General features: G+C 70.4%; 20 protein-coding genes, 1 tRNA gene and 3 pseudogenes. 19 read left to right on the forward strand and 5 right to left on the reverse strand.

Annotated elements, in window-relative coordinates; translation table 11 throughout:
- The first annotated feature begins 12 nt into the window (after positions 1-12).
- Positions 13-95, forward strand: a tRNA-Leu gene (locus tag H9L22_RS16825).
- 123 nt (positions 96-218) lie between these two features.
- On the opposite strand, the pseudogene H9L22_RS20670 reads toward H9L22_RS16825, so the two are convergent.
- Positions 219-1,675, reverse strand: a pseudogene (locus H9L22_RS20670) (glycoside hydrolase family 125 protein).
- Here H9L22_RS20670 and H9L22_RS16835 point away from each other — a divergent pair.
- A complete protein-coding gene (locus H9L22_RS16835; RefSeq protein WP_187720900.1) occupies positions 1,665-2,126 on the forward strand; it encodes a hypothetical protein in 462 nt (153 codons plus the stop codon). The pseudogene H9L22_RS20670 and the gene H9L22_RS16835 overlap by 11 nt on opposite strands.
- The gene (locus H9L22_RS16840; RefSeq protein ID WP_187720901.1) at positions 2,123-3,403 is read left to right on the forward strand and encodes a hypothetical protein; all 1,281 of its coding nucleotides are present in this window, start codon (positions 2,123-2,125) and stop codon (positions 3,401-3,403) included. The genes H9L22_RS16835 and H9L22_RS16840 overlap by 4 nt, the downstream gene beginning before the upstream one ends.
- A gap of 29 nt (positions 3,404-3,432) precedes the next feature.
- On the opposite strand, the gene H9L22_RS16845 is transcribed toward H9L22_RS16840, so the two are convergent.
- On the reverse strand, positions 3,433-5,268 hold the full coding sequence (locus H9L22_RS16845) for a glycoside hydrolase family 2 protein (protein WP_187720902.1): 1,836 nt from the start codon (positions 5,266-5,268) through the stop codon (positions 3,433-3,435).
- Between the two features lie 128 nt (positions 5,269-5,396).
- Here H9L22_RS16845 and H9L22_RS16850 point away from each other — a divergent pair, with 128 nt between their 5' ends.
- From H9L22_RS16850 to H9L22_RS16880, 7 genes are all read left to right on the forward strand, one after another.
- Positions 5,397-6,902 carry a sulfatase family protein gene (locus H9L22_RS16850; RefSeq protein ID WP_187720903.1) on the forward strand — a complete coding sequence of 502 codons (1,506 nt, stop codon included), beginning with the start codon at positions 5,397-5,399 and terminating at the stop codon, positions 6,900-6,902.
- Between the two features lie 34 nt (positions 6,903-6,936).
- A complete protein-coding gene (locus tag H9L22_RS16855) occupies positions 6,937-8,277 on the forward strand; it encodes an ABC transporter substrate-binding protein (protein ID WP_187720904.1) in 1,341 nt (446 codons plus the stop codon).
- A gap of 4 nt (positions 8,278-8,281) precedes the next feature.
- Entirely contained in the window at positions 8,282-9,169 is an 888-nt protein-coding gene (locus H9L22_RS16860) for a carbohydrate ABC transporter permease (RefSeq protein WP_187720905.1), read from the forward strand.
- Positions 9,153-10,013 carry a carbohydrate ABC transporter permease gene (locus tag H9L22_RS16865; RefSeq protein WP_187720906.1) on the forward strand — a complete coding sequence of 287 codons (861 nt, stop codon included), beginning with the start codon at positions 9,153-9,155 and terminating at the stop codon, positions 10,011-10,013. The genes H9L22_RS16860 and H9L22_RS16865 overlap by 17 nt, the downstream gene beginning before the upstream one ends.
- 86 nt (positions 10,014-10,099) lie before the next feature.
- The gene (locus tag H9L22_RS16870) at positions 10,100-11,074 is read left to right on the forward strand and encodes a LacI family DNA-binding transcriptional regulator (protein ID WP_187720907.1); all 975 of its coding nucleotides are present in this window, start codon (positions 10,100-10,102) and stop codon (positions 11,072-11,074) included.
- A gap of 75 nt (positions 11,075-11,149) precedes the next feature.
- A complete protein-coding gene (locus tag H9L22_RS16875) occupies positions 11,150-12,673 on the forward strand; it encodes a molybdopterin-dependent oxidoreductase (RefSeq protein WP_187720908.1) in 1,524 nt (507 codons plus the stop codon).
- A gap of 79 nt (positions 12,674-12,752) precedes the next feature.
- Positions 12,753-13,901, forward strand: coding sequence for a glycoside hydrolase family 99-like domain-containing protein (locus H9L22_RS16880; protein ID WP_187720909.1), 1,149 nt, complete (start codon positions 12,753-12,755; stop codon positions 13,899-13,901).
- 10 nt (positions 13,902-13,911) lie between these two features.
- On the opposite strand, the gene H9L22_RS16885 is transcribed toward H9L22_RS16880, so the two are convergent.
- Positions 13,912-14,880 (reverse strand): acetylxylan esterase, encoded by a 969-nt coding sequence (locus tag H9L22_RS16885; RefSeq protein WP_187720910.1) that lies wholly within the window; start codon positions 14,878-14,880, stop codon positions 13,912-13,914.
- Between the two features lie 199 nt (positions 14,881-15,079).
- Here H9L22_RS16885 and H9L22_RS20780 point away from each other — a divergent pair.
- From H9L22_RS20780 to H9L22_RS16895, 3 genes and pseudogenes are all read left to right on the forward strand, one after another.
- A pseudogene (locus H9L22_RS20780) lies at positions 15,080-15,391 on the forward strand (ROK family protein); the annotation flags it as partial.
- Between the two features lie 43 nt (positions 15,392-15,434).
- Positions 15,435-15,995 (forward strand): ROK family protein, encoded by a 561-nt coding sequence (locus tag H9L22_RS20785; protein WP_264292501.1) that lies wholly within the window; start codon positions 15,435-15,437, stop codon positions 15,993-15,995.
- A gap of 20 nt (positions 15,996-16,015) precedes the next feature.
- Positions 16,016-16,701 (forward strand): annotated as a pseudogene (locus H9L22_RS16895) (N-acetylmannosamine-6-phosphate 2-epimerase).
- On the opposite strand, the gene H9L22_RS16900 reads toward H9L22_RS16895, so the two are convergent.
- On the reverse strand, positions 16,698-17,396 hold the full coding sequence (locus tag H9L22_RS16900; protein ID WP_187720911.1) for a cytochrome b5-like heme/steroid binding domain-containing protein: 699 nt from the start codon (positions 17,394-17,396) through the stop codon (positions 16,698-16,700). The pseudogene H9L22_RS16895 and the gene H9L22_RS16900 overlap by 4 nt on opposite strands.
- A 130-nt stretch (positions 17,397-17,526) precedes the next feature.
- Here H9L22_RS16900 and H9L22_RS16905 point away from each other — a divergent pair, with 130 nt between their 5' ends.
- Entirely contained in the window at positions 17,527-18,117 is a 591-nt protein-coding gene (locus tag H9L22_RS16905) for a beta/alpha barrel domain-containing protein (RefSeq protein WP_187720912.1), read from the forward strand.
- A gap of 4 nt (positions 18,118-18,121) precedes the next feature.
- On the opposite strand, the gene H9L22_RS16910 is transcribed toward H9L22_RS16905, so the two are convergent.
- Complete coding sequence (locus H9L22_RS16910; protein ID WP_187720913.1) at positions 18,122-19,264, reverse strand: hypothetical protein; 1,143 nt, start codon at positions 19,262-19,264, stop codon at positions 18,122-18,124.
- 120 nt (positions 19,265-19,384) lie between these two features.
- Between H9L22_RS16910 and H9L22_RS16915 the strand changes: the two genes are divergently transcribed.
- The 5 genes from H9L22_RS16915 to H9L22_RS16935 all read left to right on the forward strand — a co-directional run bounded on the left by H9L22_RS16915 (position 19,385) and on the right by H9L22_RS16935 (position 24,932).
- The gene (locus H9L22_RS16915) at positions 19,385-20,410 is read left to right on the forward strand and encodes an SH3 domain-containing protein (protein ID WP_187720914.1); all 1,026 of its coding nucleotides are present in this window, start codon (positions 19,385-19,387) and stop codon (positions 20,408-20,410) included.
- A gap of 60 nt (positions 20,411-20,470) precedes the next feature.
- On the forward strand, positions 20,471-22,141 hold the full coding sequence (gene pgi, locus H9L22_RS16920; protein WP_187720915.1) for a glucose-6-phosphate isomerase: 1,671 nt from the start codon (positions 20,471-20,473) through the stop codon (positions 22,139-22,141).
- Positions 22,134-22,811 (forward strand): SanA/YdcF family protein, encoded by a 678-nt coding sequence (locus H9L22_RS16925; protein ID WP_226965952.1) that lies wholly within the window; start codon positions 22,134-22,136, stop codon positions 22,809-22,811. The genes pgi and H9L22_RS16925 overlap by 8 nt, the downstream gene beginning before the upstream one ends.
- A 239-nt stretch (positions 22,812-23,050) precedes the next feature.
- A complete protein-coding gene (locus tag H9L22_RS16930; RefSeq protein ID WP_187720916.1) occupies positions 23,051-23,842 on the forward strand; it encodes a DeoR/GlpR family DNA-binding transcription regulator in 792 nt (263 codons plus the stop codon).
- A 28-nt stretch (positions 23,843-23,870) separates the two neighbouring features.
- Positions 23,871-24,932 carry an autoinducer 2 ABC transporter substrate-binding protein gene (locus H9L22_RS16935; protein WP_187720917.1) on the forward strand — a complete coding sequence of 354 codons (1,062 nt, stop codon included), beginning with the start codon at positions 23,871-23,873 and terminating at the stop codon, positions 24,930-24,932.
- Positions 24,933-24,964: the final 32 nt, after the last annotated feature.

Consider the following 24,964-nt stretch of genomic DNA (forward strand, 5'->3'; position numbering starts at 1 on the left):
GCAAGGCCCACTGCGCGCGTGGCGGAATGGCAGACGCGCTGGCTTCAGGTGCCAGTGCCCGCAAGGGCGTGGAGGTTCAACTCCTCTCGCGCGCACAGATCAAGGCCCGTCTGACAGGTATGCGCTTGTCAGACGGGCTTTTTCGCGTTCTGGGTGTCTCCAGAGTGACCTGCAGACGTGCCACGGAATGCACGCAGAATGCACGCCGGCGCTTACTGTCACCGGGCTCGTGGGAGCTCGAAGCCGATCCCCACGATGTCCAGGGCCAGCTCGCAGAACATCGCGTCAGCCCACGAGAACCACTCCCGGGTGAACTCGCGGTCGTCGTCGACGTCGAACGATTCGTGCATCCGCCCCGTGCCCGCCGTCGTGCTCAGCAGGACGGCGAGCTTGTCGCGCTTGACGGCGTCGTCGTCGCTGGTCAGACCCTCGACGGCGATGGCGATCGGCCAGACGTAGTCGCGCGGGGTGTGCGGAGAGCCGACGCCCGAGGCCAGCTCGCCGACGTGGAAGTGCGGATTGAGCTGCGACAGGACGACGCGGCGGGTCACCCGGTAGCGCGGGTCGTCGACGGCGAGATAGCCGGTGAGCGGCGCCGACAGCAGGCTCGGCATGTTGGCGTCGTCCATGAAGAGGGCGCGTCCCGCGCCGTCGACCTCGTAGGCGAAGACCTCCCTGCCCGCGATCGGGTGCGACCGCCAGGCGGTGGCGACGAGCGCGGCATCGATCTCGGAGGCCAGGGCCTCGGCGCGGGTGGCCAGCCCCTCGTCTCGGAAGTGCCCGCGCGCGATCTCCGCGACATACCCCAGAGCGACGACGGCGAACATGTTGCCCGGCACGTTGAAGCCGAGCTCGCACGCGTCGTCGCTGGGGCGGAACGCCGTCCACACGAGGCCGACCGGCGTCGTCCGGCGGCCGCGGCCGTTCCGCACGAGCGTCGACGACGGGCGGCGTCGGGCCGCTCGAACGTGTAGGACGACCTGGCCTCGTGGTCCTGCTCGGTCACCATCAGGTCGATGACGGCGTGGCAGGCGGCGCGGAACTCCTCGTCGAGGTGATCGGTGCGGCCGGTCCGTCGCCAGAGCCGGCAGGCGAGCTCGATCGGGAAGCAGAGCGAGTCCAGCTCGTACTTGCGTTCCCAGGTGACGGGCCCGGCGGCCGCGTGATCGGTGGCGTGCCGGCTCGGCGACCCGTCGGTGAAGGAGTTGGCGTACGGACCCGTGAGCAGGAACCTGGATTGGCGCCGTGCCACACCGACCAGCACATCCTGCAGTTCGACGTCGTCGTCGGCCAGGAGCAGGTAGGGGCGCAGCTGGGTGGCCGAGTCGCGCAGCCACATCGCGGGAATGTCGCCGGTGATGAGGAACGCGGTGCCGTCGTCCCAGCGCTGGAGAACCGAGTCGAGGTTGGTGCGCATGATGCGTTCGAAGACGTCGGCCGCCTCGCCGGACAGCTCGGAACGGAGCCGGTCGAGGACGGCGGGGAGCGCGGTCAACGCGAGGGGCATGGGAGGTCCGTTCGATCGGGTGAGGGGCGGTCGGGCGTCGATGCGCGGCCGTCTCCGATGCTGGCCCAGTCCGCTGCCACGTGGCGTGAGGCGCGCCGTCGAAGCATCTGCGTCGGAGCGCCTGCCGAATCTTGGACCCCCGGCTAGGCTCGCCGATATGGGATTCATCGGGGCCACGGTCGACGCGAGTCTGTCGCGCCTGACCCAGCTCGCCGAGGCTGGCGACGACGCCGCCGTGCGCCGCGAGATGCTCGCCTGGACCCCGCAGGAGATGCTGAGCGCCGTCAACGTCGCCCGCCGCTGTGACATCTCGCTCCTCCGTGAAACCGACAGACTGACCGGGCTCGGCCCCGCGTTCGCCTGGCTGCTGGCCCTCAGCCGGGACGGGCGCTGCCGCGAGATCGCCGCCGTCCGGCTCGTCGCCGACTCGTCGCCGCTGTCCGACCGCATGCTTGCCGTCCTCGCCGCCGACCACGTCGAGCGGGTCCGGGCCCGGGCGTGGCGCGCCATTGAGCAGCGGCTCAGCCCTGCACGGGCCGCCACGATGCTGCCGGTCCTGATCGCGCTGAGGCACCGGCGCTGGGGGCGGAGGCGCTGGACCGCTACCGCACGCTGGTGACTGACCGGCTGGGAACCGAGGCCTGGCGCCTCGGCTGGCTCAGCGACGACCGGCCGACCCGCCGCTGGGCCGTCGAGGACTGGCTCGTCGGCGAGCCCCCGCTGACCGAGATCCTGGAGCACCTGGAGACGGAGCACGACGGCTTCGTCGCGGCCCCGTATGTCGATCACCTGACCCGCACAGGCGGGGTCGGCGACGGCGAACTGCTCGTGGCCTCCCGGAACGCCCGGGTGCGGGCGACAGGACTCTGGCTGCTGAGCAACCCGCCGGCCACCCTCATCGACGCCATGCTCCTCGACCGTTCCCCGCTGGTGCGGGATGCTGCGCGCATCAGGGCCAAGGTGCAGGGCCGCGACGTCGTCGCCTGGCACGAGCGGGCCTGGCAGGAGGCGCCGACGCCGCGCACCCTGAAGGCCGCCACGGAGGCGGGCGTCCACCTGCACCGCGGCGACCTCGTACGCCTGATCGACGGCACCGACAGGGGTATGGCTGCGGCCGCCATCCTGGCATTGCCCGAAGCCGGCCCCACCGCAGACGACGTCCGGCTGCTCATCGGGCTGGTCGACGATCCCGTCCTGCGCCGGAGCGCGGCCTCGGCGCTCTGCCGCATCCCCGGCTGGCGCTTCGCCGATGTCGCCGGCCGCTGGGCCGCCGCGAGCCGGGCGGACCGCGGCATCCTGCTGCGGATCCTCCGGAGCCGCACCGGCTGGGACCGGATCAGGGCGGGGCTGCTGGCTGCAGGGTCGGGCGATCAGAACTTCGTCGCGGAGGGGCGGACGATCATCCGCGCCGCGCTGCTGAGCACCACCACGCTCGCGCACCCGCCGTCGCCGGACGACGCGCAGGACCTGCCCGGACTCCTGCGAGCGGCCGAGATCCCGCTCGAGAAGCGGCGGACCCTCGAACACGTCCTCGGCCTCCCCGAGACCCCCGATCCGGTGACGGTGCGGACGGTGGGCTGGTCGCGCCGCGACGCCGCCGTCCTGCTGTCTCTCGGCGGGACCGGGCGCCTCCTGCGCCCGGCGCTGGGTTCCTTCGCTGTGCGGCGCGCCGCCAGCTTCGCGTTGGGGGAGCAACTGAGCGTCGACGACATCGAGACACAGGTCTGGCGGCTCGTCGACGCAGGCCTCGTCGTCCCGCCGCGCGGCGACGACTACGCGCTGACTGCCGACGGTCGCTCGCTGACCCGGGGGCTGCATCCGCATGCGCCGGGCGCTGTCGACGAGGCGCTGAACAGGCTGGGCGATCTGGGTCGCCCGTCGCGCCGCCTCGCCTGACGGGCAGGCGGGCGGCGCGACGGCGGCGGTCAGCTGCGCCGCGGAGGCCCGCCCTGGACGATGGCGCGCAGCTGCTCGGCCGGCAGCTTGGGCCTGCGGTCCGCGTCGCAGAGGCCATTCGCCTCCTGCAACGTGTCGGTCAGCTGCGTCCAGCAGAAGCCCGCGACCCCCTGTGCAGCCTGGATGGGCTCCAGGATCGCCGCGATCCGCTCCGCGTAGTCGTCCTGGGACGACGCCGTCGAGTATCCCCACGTCTCCTCGGTCGCCTCGGGCACGAACCGGACGCCGCCGATCTCCGTCAGCAGCACCGGCACATCGAGCCGCTGCCGCGGATCGGCGATCAGGGCCCGCGGGCCGGCGATCGCGCTGTCCAGCAGAGCCTCGACCCCGTCGGCGTACCGGGCCCGGATCAGTTCGCGGTCCCAGGCGTAGTCATGGATGGTCAGCAGGTCGGAGTCGGTGTGCTCCCAGCCGTCATTCGAGATGACGGGGCGTGTCGGATCCAGCGCGCGGGTGAGGTCGGCCAGCCCGCGGCTGAACGCCGCCTGCGCGGGGGAGTCGGCCACACGGTCGATGCCCCACGACTCGTTGAACGGCACCCACGCGATGATCGACGGGTGCGACTCGTAGTCGCGCACCAGGTCGATCCATTCCTTCGACAGGCGTGACACTGCGACGGAGTCGAAGGCGTAGGTCGCCGCCGTTTCACCCCACAGCGTCAGGCCGAGCTTGTCGGCCCAGAAGTGGAACCGCGGATCCTCGACCTTCTGGTGGATGCGGGCGGAGTTGAACCCGAGCGACAGGATGAGTTCGACCTCCTCCCGCAGAGCCGCCACCGACGGCGGCGTCAGGTGCGACTCCTCCCAGTACCCCTGCTCCAGCACCGAACGCAGATAGAAGGGCCGTCCTGTCAGCGACAGGGCGTCTCCCGTGATGGTGACGTCGCGCATCCCCAGGTAGGAGGCGATCTCGTCCGTTGCGCCGTCCGGTCCATGCACGACCACGGCCGCGTCGAGCAGCGTCGGGCGTGACGGGGTCCACACGAGCGCGTCGTGCACCATGGTCCACGAGTCGCCGAGGTGGAGCGTCACGGCGGAGGCGCGTTCTGTGACCGTCACCGTGCTGGAGGCAAGCACGCGCCCGGCGTGTGCGACGACGACGTCGACGGTGACCGGCGTGGTCGGCCGCGTCGGCAGTTCCAGGAAGCAGGTGGCGGTGCCGGCCACCACATCGGGGCGCCAGGCCAGCCGCGTCAGGTGGGTCGCGGGCACCGACTCCAGCCAGACGGAGCGCCAGATGCCGGTCGTGCGCTCGTACCAGATGGCGTGCGGTTCCTCGTGCCAGTCCTGCTTCCCGCGGGGGAGGCTCATGTCGTGCGGGTCCTCGTGGGCGCGGACGGTGATGACGTGTCCGCCGTCGCCCTTGGTGAGGGCGTGTGTGACATCGAGCGCGAACGCCGTCTGCCCGCCCACATGCGAACCGACGAAGGTGCCGTCGACCCAGACCATCGCGTCATGGTCGACCGCGCCGAAACGCAGCAGAAGTCGCCGCCCCGAGACGTGGCCGGCCGCTGCGAGGTCGTCCGCCGTCACCTCGATCCGGTACCAGACACACGGGTGGAATCCCTTCTCGCCGACGCCGGAGGCCTCGGACTCGGGAGGGAAGGGGAGCTGGATCTCGCGGCTGAACACGTCGTCGCGAGCGAACCAGCCCTCGTCGACGCCGACGAGGCCGTCGTCATGGGCGAACCCGACCTTGCGGTCGAGGCTGGCCCAGCGGTCGCGGATCAGCTGGGGGCGGGGGTAGGTGCCGTCCTGCTCAGAGGCGGGCCGGGAAGCCAAGATTTGCAGCGCTGCATCGGTCATGGTCGGGATTCTATCGGGTGGCCAAGGCGGATTGTCACGATTTGAGCACGGAGTGAGCTCAAGGGATTGCAGCGCTGCAAGTCTCTGTGTCAGACTGTGTCGTCCACAGACCGACTAAGGATGGGGCAATGGCGCCAACTCGACCCAACATCATCTGGGTGATGACCGATCAGCACCGTGCGGACCTGACGACCGTCACGGGGCAGGCCGGTCCGGTCATGCCGACGCTCGGTGCCCTGGCGGACCGTGGCACGACCTTCGAACGGGCCTCGACCTCGTATCCGGCCTGCGTGCCGGCTCGCGTCAGCCTGCTGACGGGGCGCTTCCCGTCCGCGCACCAGGTGCGGCAGAATTCCAACGAGGACGACGCCTTCTTCGCGGAGGACCTCCTGGACGTGCTGGGCAAGGCCGGATACGAGACCTTCTTCTCCGGCAAGCCGCACATGCACCGCAAGCCGGCCGACTTCGACCACTTCCGGGGCCCCTACATGCACACGGAGGGCCCGAAGAAGACCCCCCAGCACGCCGAGTTCGACGCCTGGCTGGATGGGCTCGACCACTCGGTGGCCGACGGCCCGACCCCGTTCCCGCTCTCGGCGCAGCTGCCCACCCGCATCGTCGACGACGCGCTCGACGCAGTGCTCAGTGCGCGCCCCGACGGCCCCACCGACCGCCCGTTCTTCTGCTGGGTCTCCTTCCCCGAGCCGCACAACCCGTACCAGGCGCCGGAGCCGTACTACTCGATGTTCACCGACGTCGCCGACTCCTACGAGCGCGGCGCGGGTCCCGAGGTGATCGACCAACTGTCGTGGCGGTACCGGTGGCTGCGGGACCTTGTCGAGGAGAAGCGCCCGAACTTCGACGCCGAGTGGCGGCGCTACCTCGCGGTCTACCTGGGCATGCTTCGCATGCTGGACGACCAGATCGCCCGCCTCTTCGCGGGCCTCGGCGAACACATGGACAACACCATCGTCGTCTTCCTCGCCGACCACGGCGACTACGTCGGCCAGTACGGCATGCAGCGCAAGGGCGCAGGCCTCTCCGACGCGCTGACACGGATCCCGCTCATCGTCGCCGGCCCGGGCGTCCCGGCGGGCGAGGTGCGCGATGAGGAGGTGTCCATCGTCGACGTCACCCCGACCATGTGTGGGCTCCTCGGGCTCGATCTGCCCGCGGGCATCCAGGGGCGCGACCTCGCTCCGCTGCTCGCCCGCAGCCGCGAGCCGGGGGAGGAGTTCGAGACCGGCTACGTCGAACTCGGCTACGGGGGAGTGGCCTACGACGTCGACGACCGACCCGACCTGCACTTCCCGTACGAGGGGCGCACCTTCGATGAGCTGAACACCGTCACCCAGTCCGGTCAGGAACGCATGGTCCGCCGCGGCGACTGGAAGCTGATCATGGACGATCGCGGCACCACCTGGCTGCACGATCTCGCTACGGACCCGGCAGAGGTGGACAACCTGGCCGCGGATCTCGACCACGCCGCCGTCCGGCACGACCTCACGCAGCGGCTGGCCCGCTGGATGATGCGCGTCGGCGACGACCTCCCGCTCGGGCGCTACACGCCCCTGATCCCACCCCACAACTGGCGCTGGGCTCCCCAGCCGCCCGAGGCCGACTCGACCCCCTGACATCCGTCAGGGCCTGGTTACAAAGGAGTAGCAAATGTCCACCGTCAACCGTCGTTCGTTCATGAACCTCACCGCGGGCGGCCTCGCCGCCGCTGCGGTCGCAGGCTGCACCCCCGGTGGTGGTGCCAACCCCACGAGCCCCGGCACCGCCGGCGGTTCGTCCCCCGCGTCGTCGCCCGCCACCCAGGGTGGCGGCTCGGCCGCCCTCAAGGTCGGCTGGTACGGCGGCGCGCCCGTCCACGAGGCCATGGACTCGGCCCTCAAGGCGTTCACCTCCGCCAATCCCGGCATCACCACGACCGGCACCGGCGTCGCGTTCGGCGACTATTGGGACAAGCTCGCCACGGAGACGGCCGGCGGCTCCGGCCCCGACGTGTTCCGCATGTCGATGACCTACTTCGTCGAGTACGCCAGCCGTGGCGCGCTCGACGACCTGACCTCCGCGTCGGTGATCGACACCGCGACCCTCGACGCGGACGTCAAGGCCTCCGGCATGGTCGACGGCAAGCTCATGGGCATCGGCCAGAGCTCGATCGCGCCGGCTCTGTTCTCGAGCTCGGCCATGCTCGACAAGGTCGGCGCCACCGTGCCGGTCGAGTGGACCTGGGATGAATTCTCCGCCTGGGCCAAGGACTACTCCGCCGAGGCGGGCGCCGGCATGTACGGCAGCTCCGACATGGCGGGCAACTTCCAGATGTTCGACGTCTTCGCCCGCGAACACGTGGGCAACCAGTTCAATGACGACGGGACGCTCCGCCTGGACGCCGCCGTCGTCGAGGCCTGGTTCGCGCTGTGGGACGACCTCCGGCTGGCCAAGGCCGCGCCGCCGCAGGACGTAACCTCGGCGGCGGGCACGTTCGAGACCAACCCGATGACCACCGGCACCGCCGCGCTCACGTCGGGCTGGATCCAGCAGATGACGTTCTTCCAGCCCCTGATCAAGGACAGCGTCGTCGCCGCGTCGCCGCTGCCTCAGAAGACCAAGGGTGATTTCTCCGGCATGTTCGTCAAGGCACTCGACTTCTGGTGCGTCTCTGCCCAGTCCAAGCACAAGGAGGAGGCCGCCAAGCTGGTCAACCACCTGATCAACGACCCGACGGCCACCGAGCCGATCGGGCTGTTGCTGGGCGTGCCGCCGACGGTGGGTGCACGGGAACAGCTTGCGGGCGCGGCGCCCGCCGTGCAGGCCGCCGTCAAGTACGTCGAGACGTACGCGCCCAAGGCGGGCAAGGCGCCCGGCCCCTGGCCGCGGGGCTACGGCGAGGTCATGTCCGCGTTCCAGCGCGCCGCGGAGTCCGTCGGCTTCGCGACGGCGAAGCCCGGTGACGCCGCGACGACGTTCATCGACGAGGCCAAGTCGGCGCTCGGAGCCTGACCACATGGCGAAGCGACGCTCCTGGAAGGCGTACCTCTTCCTGCTCCCATGGCTCATCGGCTTGTGCTGGTTCACGATCGGCCCGATGATCATATCCCTGTACTACTCGTTCACGGACTACAGCCTTCTCGAGGCGCCCCAGTGGGTCGGACTCGAGAACTACGCGCGCATGATCGACGACACCCGGTTCCACAAGTCGGCCATCGTCACCCTGCAGTACGTGGCGCTGTCGGTGCCCCTTGAGCTCATCGCGTCCCTCGGACTCGCGCTGCTGCTCAACCAGGGGATCAAGGGATTGGCCGTCTACCGGGCCGTGTACTACGTGCCCAGCCTGCTGGGCGGGAGCGTCGCCATCGCCGTGCTGTGGCGTCAGATCTTCGGGCCGAACGGCCTGGTCGATGCGGGTCTGACGGCGATCGGGGTGGAGGTGCCCGCGCTGATCTCCAGCCCGGGCACCGCCCTGTACACGCTGGTGCTGCTGCGCGTGTGGCAGTTCGGCGCCCCGATGCTGATCTTCCTCGCGGCGCTGCGGCAGGTGCCGAAGGACGTGCTCGAGGCGGCATCCATCGACGGTGCGGGGGCGGTCGCCCGCTTCTTCCGCGTGACGCTGCCGCTGATCACACCCATCGTCTTCTTCAACCTCGTGCTGCAGGTTATCGGGGCCTTCCAGGCGTTCACGCCGGCCTACATCATCTCCGGTGGATCGGGTGGCCCGGCCGACTCCACCCTCTTCTACACGCTGTACCTGTACCAGAAGACGTTCGCCAACTTCCAGATGGGATACGGCGCCGCCCTGGCGTGGGTGCTCCTGATTGTCATCGCCCTGTTCACGCTGGCCAACTTCGTGGTCAGCAGATACTGGGTCTACTACGAGGATGAGGGCCGTGGCTAAGCAGCTCCGTAATGCGAACGCCCGGCGCCGCAGCGCCGTGCGTCACTTCTTCCTGATCTGCATCGGCTTCGTCCTGATGTACCCGCTGCTGTGGATGGTCAGCAGCTCCTTCAAGAAGCAGGACGAGATCTTCTCGAGCACCTCGCTGGTTCCCGAGGCGCCGACCCTCGACAACTACATCCAGGGATGGACAGCGACCGGCATGCCGTTCGGCTGGCACATCGCCATCACCCTGCTGATCTGCTCGCTGACCATCATCGGCAACTGCCTGTCCTGCTCGCTGACCGCCTACGCGTTCGGCAGGCTCCGCTTCCGCGGCCGCCAGGTGCTGTTCGCCGTCATGCTGGTCACCATCATGCTTCCGCAGCACGTCACGCTGATCGCCCAGTACGCGATGTTCAGGGCGCTGGGCTGGGTCGACACGATCCTGCCGCTGGTGGTGCCGAAGTTCTTCGCCGTCGAGGCATTCTTCATCTTCCTGATGGTGCAGTTCATTCGTTCGATCCCGATCGAACTTGACGAGGCCGCGAGGATTGACGGCTGCGGGGACTTCGCCATCTACTGGCGGATCATCATGCCGCTGCTGACCCCCGCCATGGTGACGACGGCGATCTTCTCCTTCATCTGGGCCTACAACGACTTCTTCAGCCAGCTCATCTACCTCTCCAGTCTCGACCGGCTCACCGTGCCCCTGGCTCTGCGGCGGTTCCTCGACGCCGCCGGCCACTCCGACTGGGGGGCGATGTTCGCGATGAGCATCCTGTCGATCATCCCCGTGCTGATCGTGTTCGTGCTGTTCCAGCGACGCATCGTCGAGGGCATGGCCACGACTGGCCTCAAGTGACGGCGGGGCCGCCCGTATGCTGTTGGCCACGTGGATGTAGGGGACGGGACTAGCAGATGAGTGCTGAGGGGCAGAGACCCCGCCTCGTGGATGTCGCCAAGCTCGCCGGTGTCTCGATGCGGACGGTGTCGAATGTCGTCAACGACTACCCGCATGTGGCCGACGCGACCCGGGAGCGGGTGGAGCGGGCCATCTCGGAGCTCGGGTACCGACCCAACCTTGTGGCACGGAACCTGGCCAGCGGCCGCACGGGCCTGGTCGCCCTGGTCGTCCCACGGCTGGAGATGCCGTACTTCGCCTCCCTGGCCCAGCAGATGCTCGAGGTTGCCGAGGCGGAGGGCGTCGTCCTCGTCGTCCAGCAGACGCATGACTCGCACGCGCTGGAGCTCAAGGCACTCGAAGGGCGCTTCGGGCAGCCCATCGACGGCATCGTCCTGAGCTCCACCACCCTGACCGACGAGGACATCGCGCGGCGCCGTTCCCGACTGCCGTTGGTGCTGCTCGGCGACCGTGTGTGGCCCGAGTCCGTGTCCGCGGTCGCGATCGACCAGGTCGAGGCGGCCAAGGCCGCCGTCGCCCACCTGTTCTCGCTGGGGCGCCGTCGGGTGGCCGTCGTGGGCCCAGGCGTCTCAGGAGGATCCAACGCGCGCTGGCGCGGCTGGGTCCAGGCGCACGAGGAGGCGGGGGTCACCGTCGACCCGGCGCTGCAGGTCGAGTCGGAGGGCATCAGCGGTGAGCACGGTGTCGCCGCGGGCGTGCACATCGCCACCGCCCATCCGCGCCCGGACGCTGTCTTCTGCTTCACGGACTGGCTCGCCCTCGGCGTGATCCGCGGGCTCCAACGGGCCGGGCTGTCGGTCCCGGAGGACGTCGCCGTCGTCGGCTTCGACGACATCCCCTACGGCAGGGCGTCCAACCCGACGCTGACGACCATCTCGCCCGACCGGGGGCAGATCGCGGCCGTCGCGCTGCGCTCCGTCCTGGACCAGGGAAGGGTAACGACACCCCCGGCCAGGCACGAGGCGTCCTGGAGACTGGTCGTGCGGGAGTCCTCGGGCTGAGAGCCCTCCTGCAGCTGGCGGCGAGGGTTCGCGGCCTTTCCCGGTGGGCGGATCGCACGGACGTAGGCTGGGACGATGAACGCGTCGCGTGCGTGGCGGGGTGCGGCGGCGGGAGCCGCGGCCGCCGTCCTGGGCGCGGGTGCGGGGGAACTCGTCGCCGCCGTCGTCGCCCCGACGTCGAGCCCCTTCGCGGTGATCGGTGGCGCCCTGATCGATGTCGCGCCGTCCTGGGCGAAGGATGCCGCCATCGCCTGGTTCGGCACCTCCGACAAGATCGCGCTGCTGACCGCGATCGGCATCGTTCTGCTGATCCTCGGGGCCGCGGCGGGAATCTGTGAGGCGCGTCGGCCGCGCGTGGGTGTGGTCGTCTTCGTGGCGGTCGGGATCTCAGTGGGCGGGCTCGCCCTCACGCGGGAGGACGCCGGATCCCTGGCCCTCGTCCCCTCCGTACTCGCCGGCGCAGCCGGGGCGATCGCGCTGCGGATGCTGGCCCGAACGCGGCCGGGGACCGGGGCGGATGGCGCCGGCCAGCCGTCCCGGCGGGCCTTCCTCGCATGGACCATCGGCACGGCCGCAGTCGGAGTGGTGATGGCCGTGGCCGGCGGCCTGGGCCGTGCCGGTGCAGCGGCCGCCACGACGGTGCGAGCGGCGCTCAAGCTGCCGAGACCCGTCACCCCTGCGCCGCCGATCCCGGCATCGGCGTCGCTCGACGTCGCGGGGATCACGCCGGTGGTCACGCCGAACCCGGACTTCTACCGCATCGACACGGCGCTCGTGGTGCCCTCGGTCGACCCGTCGACCTGGAGGCTGCGCATCCACGGGATGGTTGCTCAGGAGGTGACGCTGACCTGGGATGAGCTGCTCGCGCTGCCGTTGGTGGAGAGTGTGACGACCCTGTCGTGCGTGTCGAACGAGGTCGGCGGCGACCTGATCGGCAACGCCGTTTGGCTGGGGTATCCGATCCGCGAGCTGCTGCAGCGGGCCGTCCCGGACGCCGACGCCGACATGGTGCTCTCCGCCTCTGTCGACGGGTTCACCGCCGGGACCCCGCTCGAGGCGCTGACCGACGGCCGTGCCGCGCTGCTGGCGATCGGGATGAACGGGGAGCCGCTGCCTCCGGAGCACGGCTTCCCTGTGCGGATGGTCGTGCCCGGCCTCTACGGGTACGTGTCGGCGACGAAGTGGGTGACCGACCTCGAGGTGACCCGGTTCGACCGGGCGACGGCCTACTGGACCGCCCGCGGCTGGTCGGACCGGGGCCCCATCAAGCTCGAGTCCCGCATCGACGTCCCGCGCCAGGGCCGCGCCGTCCCAGCCGGGGATGCCGTGATCGCCGGGGTGGCGTGGCTGCCGGGCACCGGGGTCTCCGGCGTCGAGGTGCAGGTCGACGACGGCGACTGGCACGGCGCGGAGCTCGCGACGGCCATCTCGGACGACACGTGGGTGCAGTGGCGGCGGCCCTGGAAGGCGGAGTCCGGGAACCACCGCATCCGCTGTCGTGCCATCTCCCGCGACGGGACGACGCAGACGGACACCGTCGCAGCCCCGGCGCCGGACGGCGCGAGCGGCTGGCACACGATCACCGTGCAGGTCTCCTGAGCCGTTACTGCATGCCCCGATGATCTCGTGACGGTCTGCCTTGGGTCGGCCGCGCCCGCATGTGGTAGAGATCGTGGCCATGGACATCCGCCCCAAGGTTCTCGCCTACTACTTCCCCGACTGGCACGAGGATGCCCGCAATGCCGCCTGGCACGGGGAGGGGTGGACGGAATGGCGGCTGCTCGAGGCTGTGCGGCCGCGGTTCGCGGGGCACCGGCAGCCGAGGGTGCCCCTGGGCGGGTTCCAGGACGAGGCGGACCCTGCCGTCGCCGCCGAACAGATCGAGCTGGCCGTCCGGCACGGGATCGACGGCTTCCTCGTCGACTACTACTGGTACGACGACGGCCCGTACCTGCAGCGGGCCCTCGACGAGGGGCTCCTGGGCGCGCCGAACAGCTCGGACATCGAGTTCGCCCTCATGTGGGCCAACCACGAACTCGTCGACATCTTCCCGTACCGCAGACCGGGCGACGACCATGCCACCAGGCTCAAGGACGGGGCCATCGACAGGGCCGCCTTCGAGGCGATGGTCGAGCACATCATCGGGGCCTACTTCACCCGACCCAACTACCTCACCGTCGACGGGGCACCCTGGTTCTCCCTCTACGAGATCGGCAACTTCATCGCGGGCATGGGCGGTCTGGACGGGGCCCGCGACGCGCTCGCCTGGTTCAGGGAGCGGACCATCGCGGCCGGCTTCCCGGGCCTGCACCTGGATGCCGTCGTGTGGGGGTTCGGGGTGCTGCCCACCGCCGTCGGCGTCGACGACCCCGCGGCGCTGACCGCCGACCTCGGCTTCGACTCCGCCACGTCCTACGTGTGGATCCACCACGCCGACGTGACGCAGCACGACTTCCCGGTGGGCGACGCCGTCCGGCTCCGCGACGAGGCGTTCGCCGACTACGAGCGGTTCGCGGCCTCGCTGCCGGTGCCGTTCCACCCCAACGTGACCGTCGGCTGGGACGCGTCTCCGCGCACCGCCCAGGACATCGAGTTCGTGCCGGGCCGCTACCCGTACACCCCCGTGTGGGATCAGACGCCCGCGCAGTTCGAGGCGGCGCTGACGATGGCGCGGGACTTCGTCGAACGGCACCCGACGCCGTATCCGGTGGTCACCGTCAACGCCTGGAACGAATGGACTGAGGGCTCGTCCCTGCTCCCCGACACCCACAACGGGGCGGCGATGCTGGAGGCGGTGCTGCGCATCTTCGGCCCGCGCTCCAGCTGACGCCTGCGGCTCAGGCCAGAAGGCTCTTCAGCCAGGTGATCTGGCGGAGCTTCTGGCCGAAGCCGCCGCCCTCGTGGTCGTTGAAGCCGTAGACCTCGATGCTCCTGTCGCCCTGGTAGGCGTTGTAGGCCGCGTACACGGTCGACGGCGGGCAGATCTTGTCCATGAGGGCCACCGAGAACAGGGTCGTCGCCTTGGCCCGCTTGGCGAAGTTGACGCCGTCGAAGTAGCTCAGGGTGCGGAACGCCTGCTGCTCGGCGCCCCGGTGGATCGCCAGGTAGCGGGTGATCTCCGAGTACGGGTTGGTGTCGGCGATATCGACGGCGCGGCGGAAGTGGCAAAGGAACGGGACGTCGGGCATCGCCGCGAACAGGTCGGGCACCAGGCCGGCCGTTGCCAGCGTGATGCCGCCGCCCTGGCTGCCGCCGGTCACGCTGACGCGGGTCGCGTCGAGGCCGGGCAGCGAGCGGGCCGTCTCGACGGCGCGCACTGCGTCGGTGAAGACGCGGCGGTAGTAGTAGGTGGCCGGATCGGCGATGCCCGCCGTCATGAAGCCGGGGTGGTGGGCGCCGTAGTCGTGGGGATCGCCCGTGTGGCCGCCCGTGCCCCACGCCGACCCCTGGCCGCGCGTGTCCATGAGCAGGTGGGCGAACCCGGCGTTGGCCCAGTGCAGGTGGACTCCGGGCAGCTCGCGGCCGCCGCCGTAGCCGAGGAACTCCACGACGACGGGCAGGTCGCCCGTGGCCGCGACGGGCGTCGTCAACCAGGCGTTGACGCGGTCGCCGCCGAAGCCCGCGAAGCTGACGTCCTGGATGGAGACGGCCTCGAACGGGGCGGCGGTGGGTGTCGCCCGGACGTCCAGGTCGTGGGTGCGCGCCTCGGCGAGCGTGTCGGCCCAGAACGCGTCGAAGTCCTCCGGCTCAGCGACCGTGGGTCGGTAGACGGCGAGTTCTTCTGGGCTGAGGTCAGCGCGTGCCATGGGGGCGCGTCCTTTCGGGTTTCGCCGACCGGCCCGCGTCGCGGGTGGTCGACGGGGGTACGTCGGTGTCGACGGATCATGCTAGTGCCCGCGACGATGCCGCCCGACGCTGGGTCTCGGCCAGGCCCCACAGGCTCCACCCTGTGGGGTGGGGTTCGCGGTAGCCTCAGTCAACAAACCCGACGGGAGTGAGCGAGCAATGACGTACGCGATCGGTGTCGACCTCGGCGGGACCAAGACCGCTGCAGCCCGCGTGTGGCCGGATGGCACCATCGGCGACGTCGTCACCGCGCCGACCCCGGCCCGCGTCGGCCCGGCCGCCGTCTTCGACCAGGTCGCCGAGCTCGTCCGCCAGCTGGACCCGACCGACGCCGTCGGGATCGGGGTCGGGGCCGCGGGGGTCGTCGACTCCCGGGTCGGCAGGATCATCTACGCGACCGAGACGTTCGCCGACTGGGTCGGCGCAGACATCCCCGGCCAACTGCGCAGTCGGCTCGACCTTCCGCCGTCGCGCCCTCTCGAGGTGCGCAACGACGTCGACGCGCACGCCCTCGGTGAGGCCTGGCTGGGGCGGCCCGTGGCCGGGACTCCATGCTGCTCGTGGCTGTCGGCACCGGGGTCGGCGGCTCCGTCGTCCTCAACGGGCGCCTCTGGACCGGGGCCAGGAGCGTCGCCGGCGAGATCGGACACTTCCCGACCCCGGGGCCGAGACCGACCGGTGCGCGTGCGGCCGCTTCGGCCACCTGGAGGGCATCGCCGCCGGGCCGGCCATCGAGCGCTACTACCGCTACACCACAGGCGAATCGACGGGCGGGCGGGAGATCATGGCCCGCGCCGAGGCGGGGGAGGAGGCGGCCCTGAGCGTCGTCCGCCGTGCCGCCACCGCGCTCGGCAAGGCGATCACCGGGCTCGTGTCGTTCATCGACCCGGCCTGCGTCGTCATCGGCGGCGGCATCGCCCAGGCGGGAGCCGTCTGGTGGGATCCGCTGCTGAAGTCGTGTCACGACGACCTGATCGAGATCCAACGCGACATCCCCATCGTGCCTGCGGAGCTCGGTCCGACCGCGGCCATCGCCGGGGCCGCCCGCGCCGTCTTCGACGCCGTCGGCCGCTGAACCGAGAGAAGGAACCAGAAGTGAACGCTGTCGTCGAGGCCCTGCGGGGCAGGCTCGTCGTCTCCTGTCAGGCCTACCCGGGCGAGCCGATGCTCGACCCGCGCACCATGGCGCAGATCGCGCAGTCCGCCGTCATCGGCGGCGCGGCAGGCATCCGGGCCAAGGGCCTCGACGACCTGCGCGCGATGCGGCCGGTCGTCGACGCTCCCATCATCGGCCTCGTCAAGGTCGGCAAGGAGGGCGTCTTCATCACCCCCACGCTCGACGACTGCCTAGCCGTCGCCGACACCGGCGTCGAGATCGTCGCGCTCGACGGCACCCGTCGTCCGCGGCCCGACGGACGCTCGCTCGCCGACACCGTCGAGGGGCTCAAGCAGCGCTTCCCCGACGTCGTCGTCATGGCCGACTGCGGCTCGCTGGCTGACGCCGTCGCCGCGCGGGAGGCCGGGGCGGACGTGCTGGGCACCACGCTGGCCGGCTACTCGGGCGAGCGTGAGAAGACCCCGGGCCGGACTTCGAGGTCGTCGACCAGATCGTCGCGCTCGACGCCGCCCCCGTGTTCGTCGAGGGACGCGTCCACTCGCCGGCGCAGGCCGCAGAGGCGATGCGACGCGGCGCCTGGGCCGTTGTCGTCGGCACCGCGATCACGCATCCGGCCACGATCACCGGCTGGTTCGCCGACGCCGTCGCTGGGGCAACCGCCTAACCGAGCAGGTCGCCGATCCGGAACTGCGCGAGCTGCTCCTGCGGGCGATCGTCCGAGTCGTGCTGGTCCTGGAACGCCGCGGTGGCGTCCGTGCCGCAGAGGGCCAGGATCCGCGCCTGGCCGCCGGGGTGCCTGTCGATCCATCCCGTGAGGTCGTAGACCCCGTCGTCGACGGCGGCCCAGCAGGAGTCCTGCGTCGCATGCCCGGCCACGTCGCCCAGCGTGAAGCTCGGTGACCCGGTGCCGCTGGAGGAGGGTGTCGCGCTGGCCCACGCCGCCGTCGCTCCCGAGTGGCCGGTGAGCCCCACGAGCACGATGGCGATCAGGGAGACGGCGCCGGCCGTCCACCCCAGCGTGGTCAGGCGCGGCGACGCCTCCCGCTCCCGGCGGACCAGCCACAGCCAACTCCCACCCGCCACGGCGAGTGCCACGGAGACGGCCGCCAGCGCCGTCCCGTAGCTCTGATGGGACACAGGAAGGCCGACGCGCTCGGCGAACGCGTTGCCCGAGACAGCTGCGGCGATGGCGCCGAGTGCTGCGGCCACCAGCCCGACCAGCAGCAGACCCGCGTAGCGGGGCCGCCACGCCGGGCGCAGGAGTAGGACAAGCAGCCCCAGGCTGGCCAGCGGCACCAGCACGACGGGCGCGTGCACGATCAGCGGATGGGCGGGGAGGCCGAGGAACGAGTCCAGCATTGCTGAAGCGTAGAGCCCGGATCCGGCTCCGACAGGGCCCGTTCATCGGCAACCTCCGCGGTCCGGGCCCGCGCCGGTGCGGCAAGATGGGGCCCATGCCCAGCGACACCCTTCTCCGCGGCACGGTCGTGTGCCTTCCCGATGCCCCCTCGACGACCACATCGGCGTCGTGGAGGTGCTGATCCAGGAGGGCTTCCGCACCTTCGCGGCGCCGGTCACCGGCGCCGCGCTGAGCGACCTGACAGCGATCTTCGGCGCGCGTGCCGCCATCGGCGTGACGCGGGTCGTCGACGCCGCACAGGTCGTCACCGCCGTCGAGAAGGGAGCCGCCTTCGTGCTGGCGGACGTGGCCACCGACGATGTCGCGCAGGCTGCGCTGGAGGCGGGTGTCCCCTGCTACGGCGCGGCCATGACCCCGGGAGAGGTCAGGGCGGCGCTGGCGCTGCCCCTGGCCGGCGTCCTGGTCTATCCCGCCGACGTGGTCGGCCACGCGTACGCGGCCCGCCTCGCCGAGCTCGGTCTGCTCGACCGGGCCGTCCCGATGGGTGGCCTCGGGGCCTACGCGACGGGGGAGTGGTTCAAGGCAGGGGCCCCCGCGGCCTGTCTCGACACGACGCTGCTGGGCGACGCGTACCAGGGTGGTTCGCTGTCGGCACTGCGCGACCGGACGGGGTCGTTCATCTCGACGGAGCAGAAGCTGCGGGACCGCTCAGCGGACTGACGCGTCAGTCGTCGGAGGGTGCCGCCCGACGCGCCGGACGCGGAGCAGGATCCGCTTCGTCTCCTGCGGCGGGCTCGGCGGGGCGATCGTCGTCGACGGCGCGGCTCGCGGCGAGGTTCTGCGCGGGACCATCGCTGACGGGCGCCTCGGGGACCGGGGTGAACGGGGCCCCGGCTTCGTCGAAGAAGTCCATCTCGCCGTCGTCGATCTGCCTGCGGCTCACACTGCCCTTGAAGGCGACGAGCGCGAGCGCGAGGATCGCGGATCCGCCTACGACCACGAGGGCGATCGCCACCGGCGACAGGACGGACGGATCGTCGTCCGCCTCGGCGGGTGGCGCGGTGGGGGAGAGGGACGGCGACCCGATCGCCGGGGCGGACGCGGTCGCCGATGCGGAGACTGACGCGCTGGGGGTGGGTGACGCGGTGGGGCTGGGGCTCGGCGTCTGGACGTCCATCCGGCGCACGGCGAGCTTCACGGAGCCGCTGGAGGTGGCGAAGCCGGTCGCACCCGCGTAGGTGACGGTGACGGTGAGGGATCCCTCCGCCTGGTCCTCGGGGACGGCGTAGAGCGTCGAGAACGCCCCGTCACCGCCGCTGACGGTGTACGAGTCCGGAACGTTGCCGGACGGGTCGCTGATCGCGATGCCGGCGCCAGCGACGCCTGCGCCGGCCGCTGTGGTGAGGCTGCCGCTGATCGTGATCACGTCACCGTTGATAGCCTCGGCCGGCCCGCTGGCCTTCAGCGTCGTCTGGACCGGCCCCCGGGCGACCTCGAAGCTGTGGCGGGCGTCGACGGGGGGCAGGGCCTCTGTCCCCGCGAAGTAGACGGAGACGACGTGCCTTCCGCTCAGTCCGGCAGGAAGTGGCACCGCGGCCGAGAAATCGCCGCTGCCGCTCGTCGTCGTGCGGCCGACCTCAACGTCGTCGAGGCCGATGAGGAGGACGTGCGGGCCGATGCCGTCGGCGCCGTCGAGGAGCCGTCCGCTGATGGCGACCTGCGCGTCGCTGACCCTGAAGGTCGCGTCGATGCGCGCGTCAGCAGAAGCGAGGTTCGCGGGGAGGAAAGCGAGGACGCAGGCGAGCAACAGGGCAAGCCAGGCGCGCTGCGCGCGCGGCGTGGAGGCTGTGCTTGTCCGCGTAATCATCACGGAGACGATAGCCGATCGGGTTCCGGCGCGTCAGGGGGCCCCACCTGGGTACTTGGCAGAAACCCTTCCCGGGCGTATTCTGAGAAAACCTTAGTAGTTTCTCAGGAAGGTTGGGGTATGGCCCAGGCTCGACGTGCGGCGGAAGCCGACGAGTCTCCCGTCGTGGAGCTCGGCACGGTTTCGGTCGCCCGACGGAGCGCTGCCCCCCGCAGACCCTCCCGCCGCCGGGTCGTCGTGCCGCTCGCAGTGCTCGCGAGCGTCAGCCTCGGCGCCTCGCTCGTCATCGGTCCCCTCGGACACCAGGGCGTGGAGAGCACTGACCCGACGATGGCTGCGCCGATGCGCGTCTCACGCGACGAGGTCCGCCCCGAGCTGTCGCCCTCGGCCTCCCCGTCCCCGACGGTGTCGGCCTCGCCGAGCGTCATCCCGAACGCGACGCCCTCCGCGACGTCAACCGCTGCCCCGACCCCCTCGCCCAGCGCGTCCCCGGCCCCTGCCGCGGCCGCAGCCAAGGCGGCGCCGGCCCCCGACTACACCACGCTCGGTGAGGACGCCGGCACCCGCTACGCGACCGACAGCGTCAATGTCCGCAGCGGTCCCGGCACCGGCTACGACGCCTTCACCACGCTGGCCTCCGGCAGGCAGGTGACCATCACCGAGCGCACTGCAGACGGCTGGCAGCAGGTCTCGCTGAAGGGCAAGCCCGGCTGGATCAAGGCGACCTTCCTCAGCGAGACTGCGCCGAAGGCGTCGGGTGGCTCCTCGTCGGGTGACTCCGGCTTCTCCGATGCCCAGTGCAAGAAGGCGGGCGGCCTGGAGCAGAACCTCACCTCGCGCACCGCCTCGGTGCTGCGCGCGCTCTGCGCCAAGTTCCCCGGGGTCTCCAGCTACGGTGGCTACCGGCCCGGCTCCGGCTCGTACCACGGCTCCGGCCAGGCCATCGACGTCATGGTCTCCGGCGACTACGGCTGGCAGATCGCCAAGTGGGCCCGCTCCAACGCCAGCTCGCTCGGCGTCATCGAAGTGATCTACCAGCAGCAGATCTGGACGAGCCAGCGCTCGGGTGACGGCTGGCGTTCGATGTCCGATCGCGGCAGCGCGTCGGCCAACCACTGGGACCACGTGCACATCAGCGTCCGTTGAGCCCACGATCGCCCCGCCCCCAGGTTCCACCGCGCGGGGCCGGGGACCTAGGCTGGCTCCATGATCAATCCCATTGACGCCACCACCACCGACGCCTGGGCCGACCTCACCACCCTGCGTGAGGCGCTCGTCCCCGATCTGCGCGGCTGGTTCGAGGCCGACCCGCACCGGGCGCATGACCTGACGTTCGACCTGGCCGACCTCCGGATCGACCTCAGCAAGAACCTGATCAACGACGACGTGATGGCCGCCCTCGTGCGCCTCGCCGAGGCGGTCAACCTCCCCGAGCGCCGCGATGCGATGTTCGCCGGGGAGCGCATCAACGTCACGGAGAACCGCTCCGTCCTCCACACGGCCCTGCGGCTGCCCGCCGACGCCGAACTGGTCGTCGACGGCCAGGACGTCGTCGCCGACGTCCACGCCGTCCTCGACAAGATGTACGCCTTCTCCGACCGGGTCCGCTCCGGCGAGTGGAAGGGCGTCACCGGCAAGCCGATCAGCACGATCGTCAACATCGGCATCGGCGGCTCTGACCTCGGCCCCGTCATGGTCTACGAGGCGCTGCTGCCCTACAAGCAGGCCGGGCTCGAGTGCCGGTTCATCTCGAACATCGACCCGAGCGACTGCGCCGAGAAGGTGGCGGATCTCGATCCCGAGACCACGCTGTTCATCGTCGCGTCGAAGACCTTCACCACGCTGGAGACACTGACGAACGCGCGCATGGCGCGGGCGTGGCTGCTGGAGAGGCTGGCCGAGGCCGGCGCGATCGCGAGCCCCGCCGAGGGGGGAGAGGCCATCGCGAAGCACTTCGTCGCCGTCTCCACCGCGCTCGACAAGGTCGCCGATTTCGGCATCGACCCAGCCAACGCGTTCGGCTTCTGGGACTGGGTCGGTGGCCGCTACTCCGTCGACTCCGCAGTGGGGCTGCCCGTGCTGCTCGCCATCGGGCAGGACAACTTCCGCGGGTTCCTCGGCGGCTTCCATGCCGTCGACGAACACTTCCGCACCCAGGCGCCCGAGACCAACGTCCCGCTGCTCATGGGGCTGCTGAACGTCTGGTACGTCAACTTCTGGGGTGCCGAGAGCCATGCCGTGCTGCCCTACGCGCAGTACCTGCATCGCTTCGCCGCGTACCTGCAGCAGCTGACGATGGAGTCCAACGGCAAGTCCGTCCGCTGGGACGGCACGCCCGTGACCTCCGGCACCGGCGAGATCTTCTGGGGCGAGCCCGGCACCAACGGCCAGCACGCGTTCTACCAGCTCATCCACCAGGGAACCCGCCTTATCCCGGCCGACTTCATCGCCGTCGCCAACCCGGCCCACCCGACCAGGGACGGCGACACCGACGTCCATGGACTGTTCCTGGCGAACTTCTTCGCCCAGACCGCCGCGCTCGCCTTCGGTAAGACCGCCGACGAGGTGCGGGCCGAGGGAACGGCTGAGGCGATCGTCCCGGCCCGCGTCTTCACCGGCAACAAGCCGACCACGTCGATCATGGCCCCGGCCCTCACGCCTGCTGTGGTCGGGCAGCTGATCGCCCTCTACGAGCACATCACGTTCACCCAGGGCATCGTGTGGGGCATCGACTCGTTCGACCAGTGGGGCGTCGAGCTCGGCAAGAAGCTGGCCCTCGAGATTGCCCCCGCCGTCTTCGGTGACGCCGAGGCGCTGGCCAAGCAGGATCCGTCCACGCAGTCGCTGGTGAGCTGGTACCTCGAGAACCGTGACTGACACCCCCCGCAGGCGCCGCTGGCGCCGGGCCCTCATCGGGCTCGGCGCCGTGTGCGTCGCGGGGGCTGCCGCCGTGGCCAGCAGCATGGCGCACGTGAGCGCCTCGTCGGCCGGGCATGAGTACAGCCCCGACGATGTGCCGGCGCGCGATGTCGCGCTGGTGCTGGGCGCCAAGGCGCATCCCGACCGTCCGTCCGTGTCGCTGGCGTCCCGGCTCGACCTCGCCGTCGAACTCTGGGAGGCGGGCAGCGTCCGCGCGGTGCTGGTCTCAGGAGACGGCCTGCCCCGGTCGAACAACGAGCCGCGGGTGATGAGGGACTATCTCGTCGCCAGGGGAGTGCCGGCCGAGCGGATCGTGGAGGATGTCGCCGGGTTCGACACCTACGACTCCTGCGTGCGCGCCCGCGACGTGTACGGCGCCACCGGCCTCACCATCGTCACGCAGGACTATCACGTGCCTCGTGCCCTGACGATCTGTCGCAGCGTCGGACTCGACGCGGTCGGCGTCGGCGATACCTCGTTCCGGGAGCGTCACCCCTCGGTGTGGGCGAGAGGCGCGGGGCGTGAGTGGCTCGCGAACCTCAAGATGGAGTGGGATCTGCTGAGCCAGCGTGAGCCGCAGCAGGACCCGGCGAGCGAGGCCCTGCGTAGAGCGGTCGAGGCGGGCTGAGCCACGCCACCGATTACGGTTCGGTAACGGTCGGGCCCAGCGAACATTCGGCATTAAACAGGCGTTGACAAGGGTGAACGCCGAGTTCTGGGGGTTTGTGGAGCGCAATCGCAAGCGTTGCGCTTCTGCTTCGCTTTCGATCTTGTGGGCCCCAACGGTCCGCACTATGGTCGTTTCACAGGGGCGATGTGGCCCCTCCCAGACCCGGCCGATGGAGGCCGGCACCGAACCGGAATGCCATGAGCAGACTTGACGAAGAGACCAGACGCGAGGCCATCTACAGGGCGCTCCAGCGCCAGGGCGAAGCGCGCGGCTCGGACCTCGCCCGCCAGTTCGGTGTCTCGGCCGTCACGATCCGCAAGGACCTCTCCGCCCTCGAGCGACGCGGTGTGCTCATCCGGGTCCACGGCGGGGCCAGGCGGACGGCCACCCGCGACGAGGGATCCTTCTCGTTCCGGCTCGCCGACGCCGCCCCGCAGAAGCGAGACATCGCCCGCCGCGCGGCCCGTCTGGTGCATGCGGGCGACACCATCGCGCTCGACTCGTCGTCGTCTGCCCATCACCTCGCCGAGGCGCTGATCCATCTGCGCGACCTCGTGGTGGTCACGAATGCGCTGCCCGCCGCCTCGCTGCTGTTGGACCGCTCGGACGCGACTGTCGTCCTCGTCGGTGGGCCCCTCCGGAGATCGTCGCGTGCCACGATGGCCGGCCTGGACGACATCTGCTTCGACCGCAGAGTAGACATCGGCTTCTTCGGCGCACACTCCGTCTCTGCCGAACAGGGCGCCGGGGAGATCTCGGCGGACGAGGCCCGCAGTAAACAAGCACTCGTGAAGTTATGTGACCGCATCGTCCTGTTGGCCGATGCGAGCAAGATGCACGGCGATTCGCCGCACCACTGGTGCCAACCCACCGGGGTGCGACGACTCGTCACCGACGCCGGTATCCCGCCGGACGAGGTCGACCGATGGCGTGCGCTCGGCGTTACCGTCGACATCCCCCAGCCCCCGAGTTCCCGCACCACCCCCTAATACCTCACCGACGAGGAGAAGGAGAACCATGTCCAAGCACACCACTAGGGCCCTGGCCCTCATGGCCGTGGGCGCACTGATGTTCACCGCCGCGTGCACCACGCGCAACGACGGCGGCACGCCCACCACCGAGCCGACCGGCGGAGCCACCACCAGCAGTGGAGGAGAGGCCCCCGCCGAGTTCACGGTCGCGTTCGTCCCGAAGATCCAGGGCATCCCCTACTTCGAGGCCATGAACGCCGGCGGCAAGAAGGCCGAGGAAGTCATCCCCGGTCTGAAGTGGGAGTACCAGGGGCCGACCACCGCCGACCCCGCCGCCCAGGCCGACATCGTGCGGTCGATGATCCAGAAGAAGGTCGACGCCATCATCGTCGCCCCCAACGATCCCGACTCGCTGGCCCCCATTCTCCAGGAGGCCAAGGACGCGGGCATCAAGGTCGGCACCTCCGACACGGACGCGCCGAACTCGGTGCGTGAGGTCTTCGTTGAGCAGGCGACCGGCGACGGCATCGGCACCTACACGGCCGATACGCTCGCCAAGGCCATGGGCGAGAAGGGCACCGCGGTGATCGTCTCCTGTGGCGAGACGGCGGAGAACCTGAACTCGTGGATCAAGATCGAGGAGGAGACCTTCAAGACGAAGTACCCCGAGATCAAGCTTCTGCCGACCGTCTACGCAGGCGAGGACCAGAACAAGGCCACCCAGATGGCCACCGACCTGATGAACGCCAACCCGGATCTCAGCGGGATCATCGGCCAGTGCACCACCTCGGCGCCCGGTGTGGCGCAGGCGGTGCGTGACGCCGGCCGCATCGGCCAGGTCTTCACCGTCGGCGTCGGCACGCCGCAGGCGATGCTGCCGTACCTCGAGGACGGCTCGTCGTCCGGCTCGATCCTGTGGAACGTCGAGGACCTCGGATTCCTGACCGCCTGGGCCGGTGCCCAGATGATCAAGGGCGAACCGTTCCAGGCGACCAACCAGGTCAGCGACACCATCAAGGACGTCGAGTTCCGCGACGCGACCAAGGAACTCATCCTCGGCCCGCCGCTCGTCCTGACCAAGGAGAACGCAGGCCAGTTCGACTACTGATCGGACCGATCCGGCGTGGAGGTGGTGGAGTC

Source organism: Tessaracoccus defluvii, from assembly GCF_014489575.1.
Classification (GTDB): domain Bacteria; phylum Actinomycetota; class Actinomycetes; order Propionibacteriales; family Propionibacteriaceae; genus Arachnia; species Arachnia defluvii.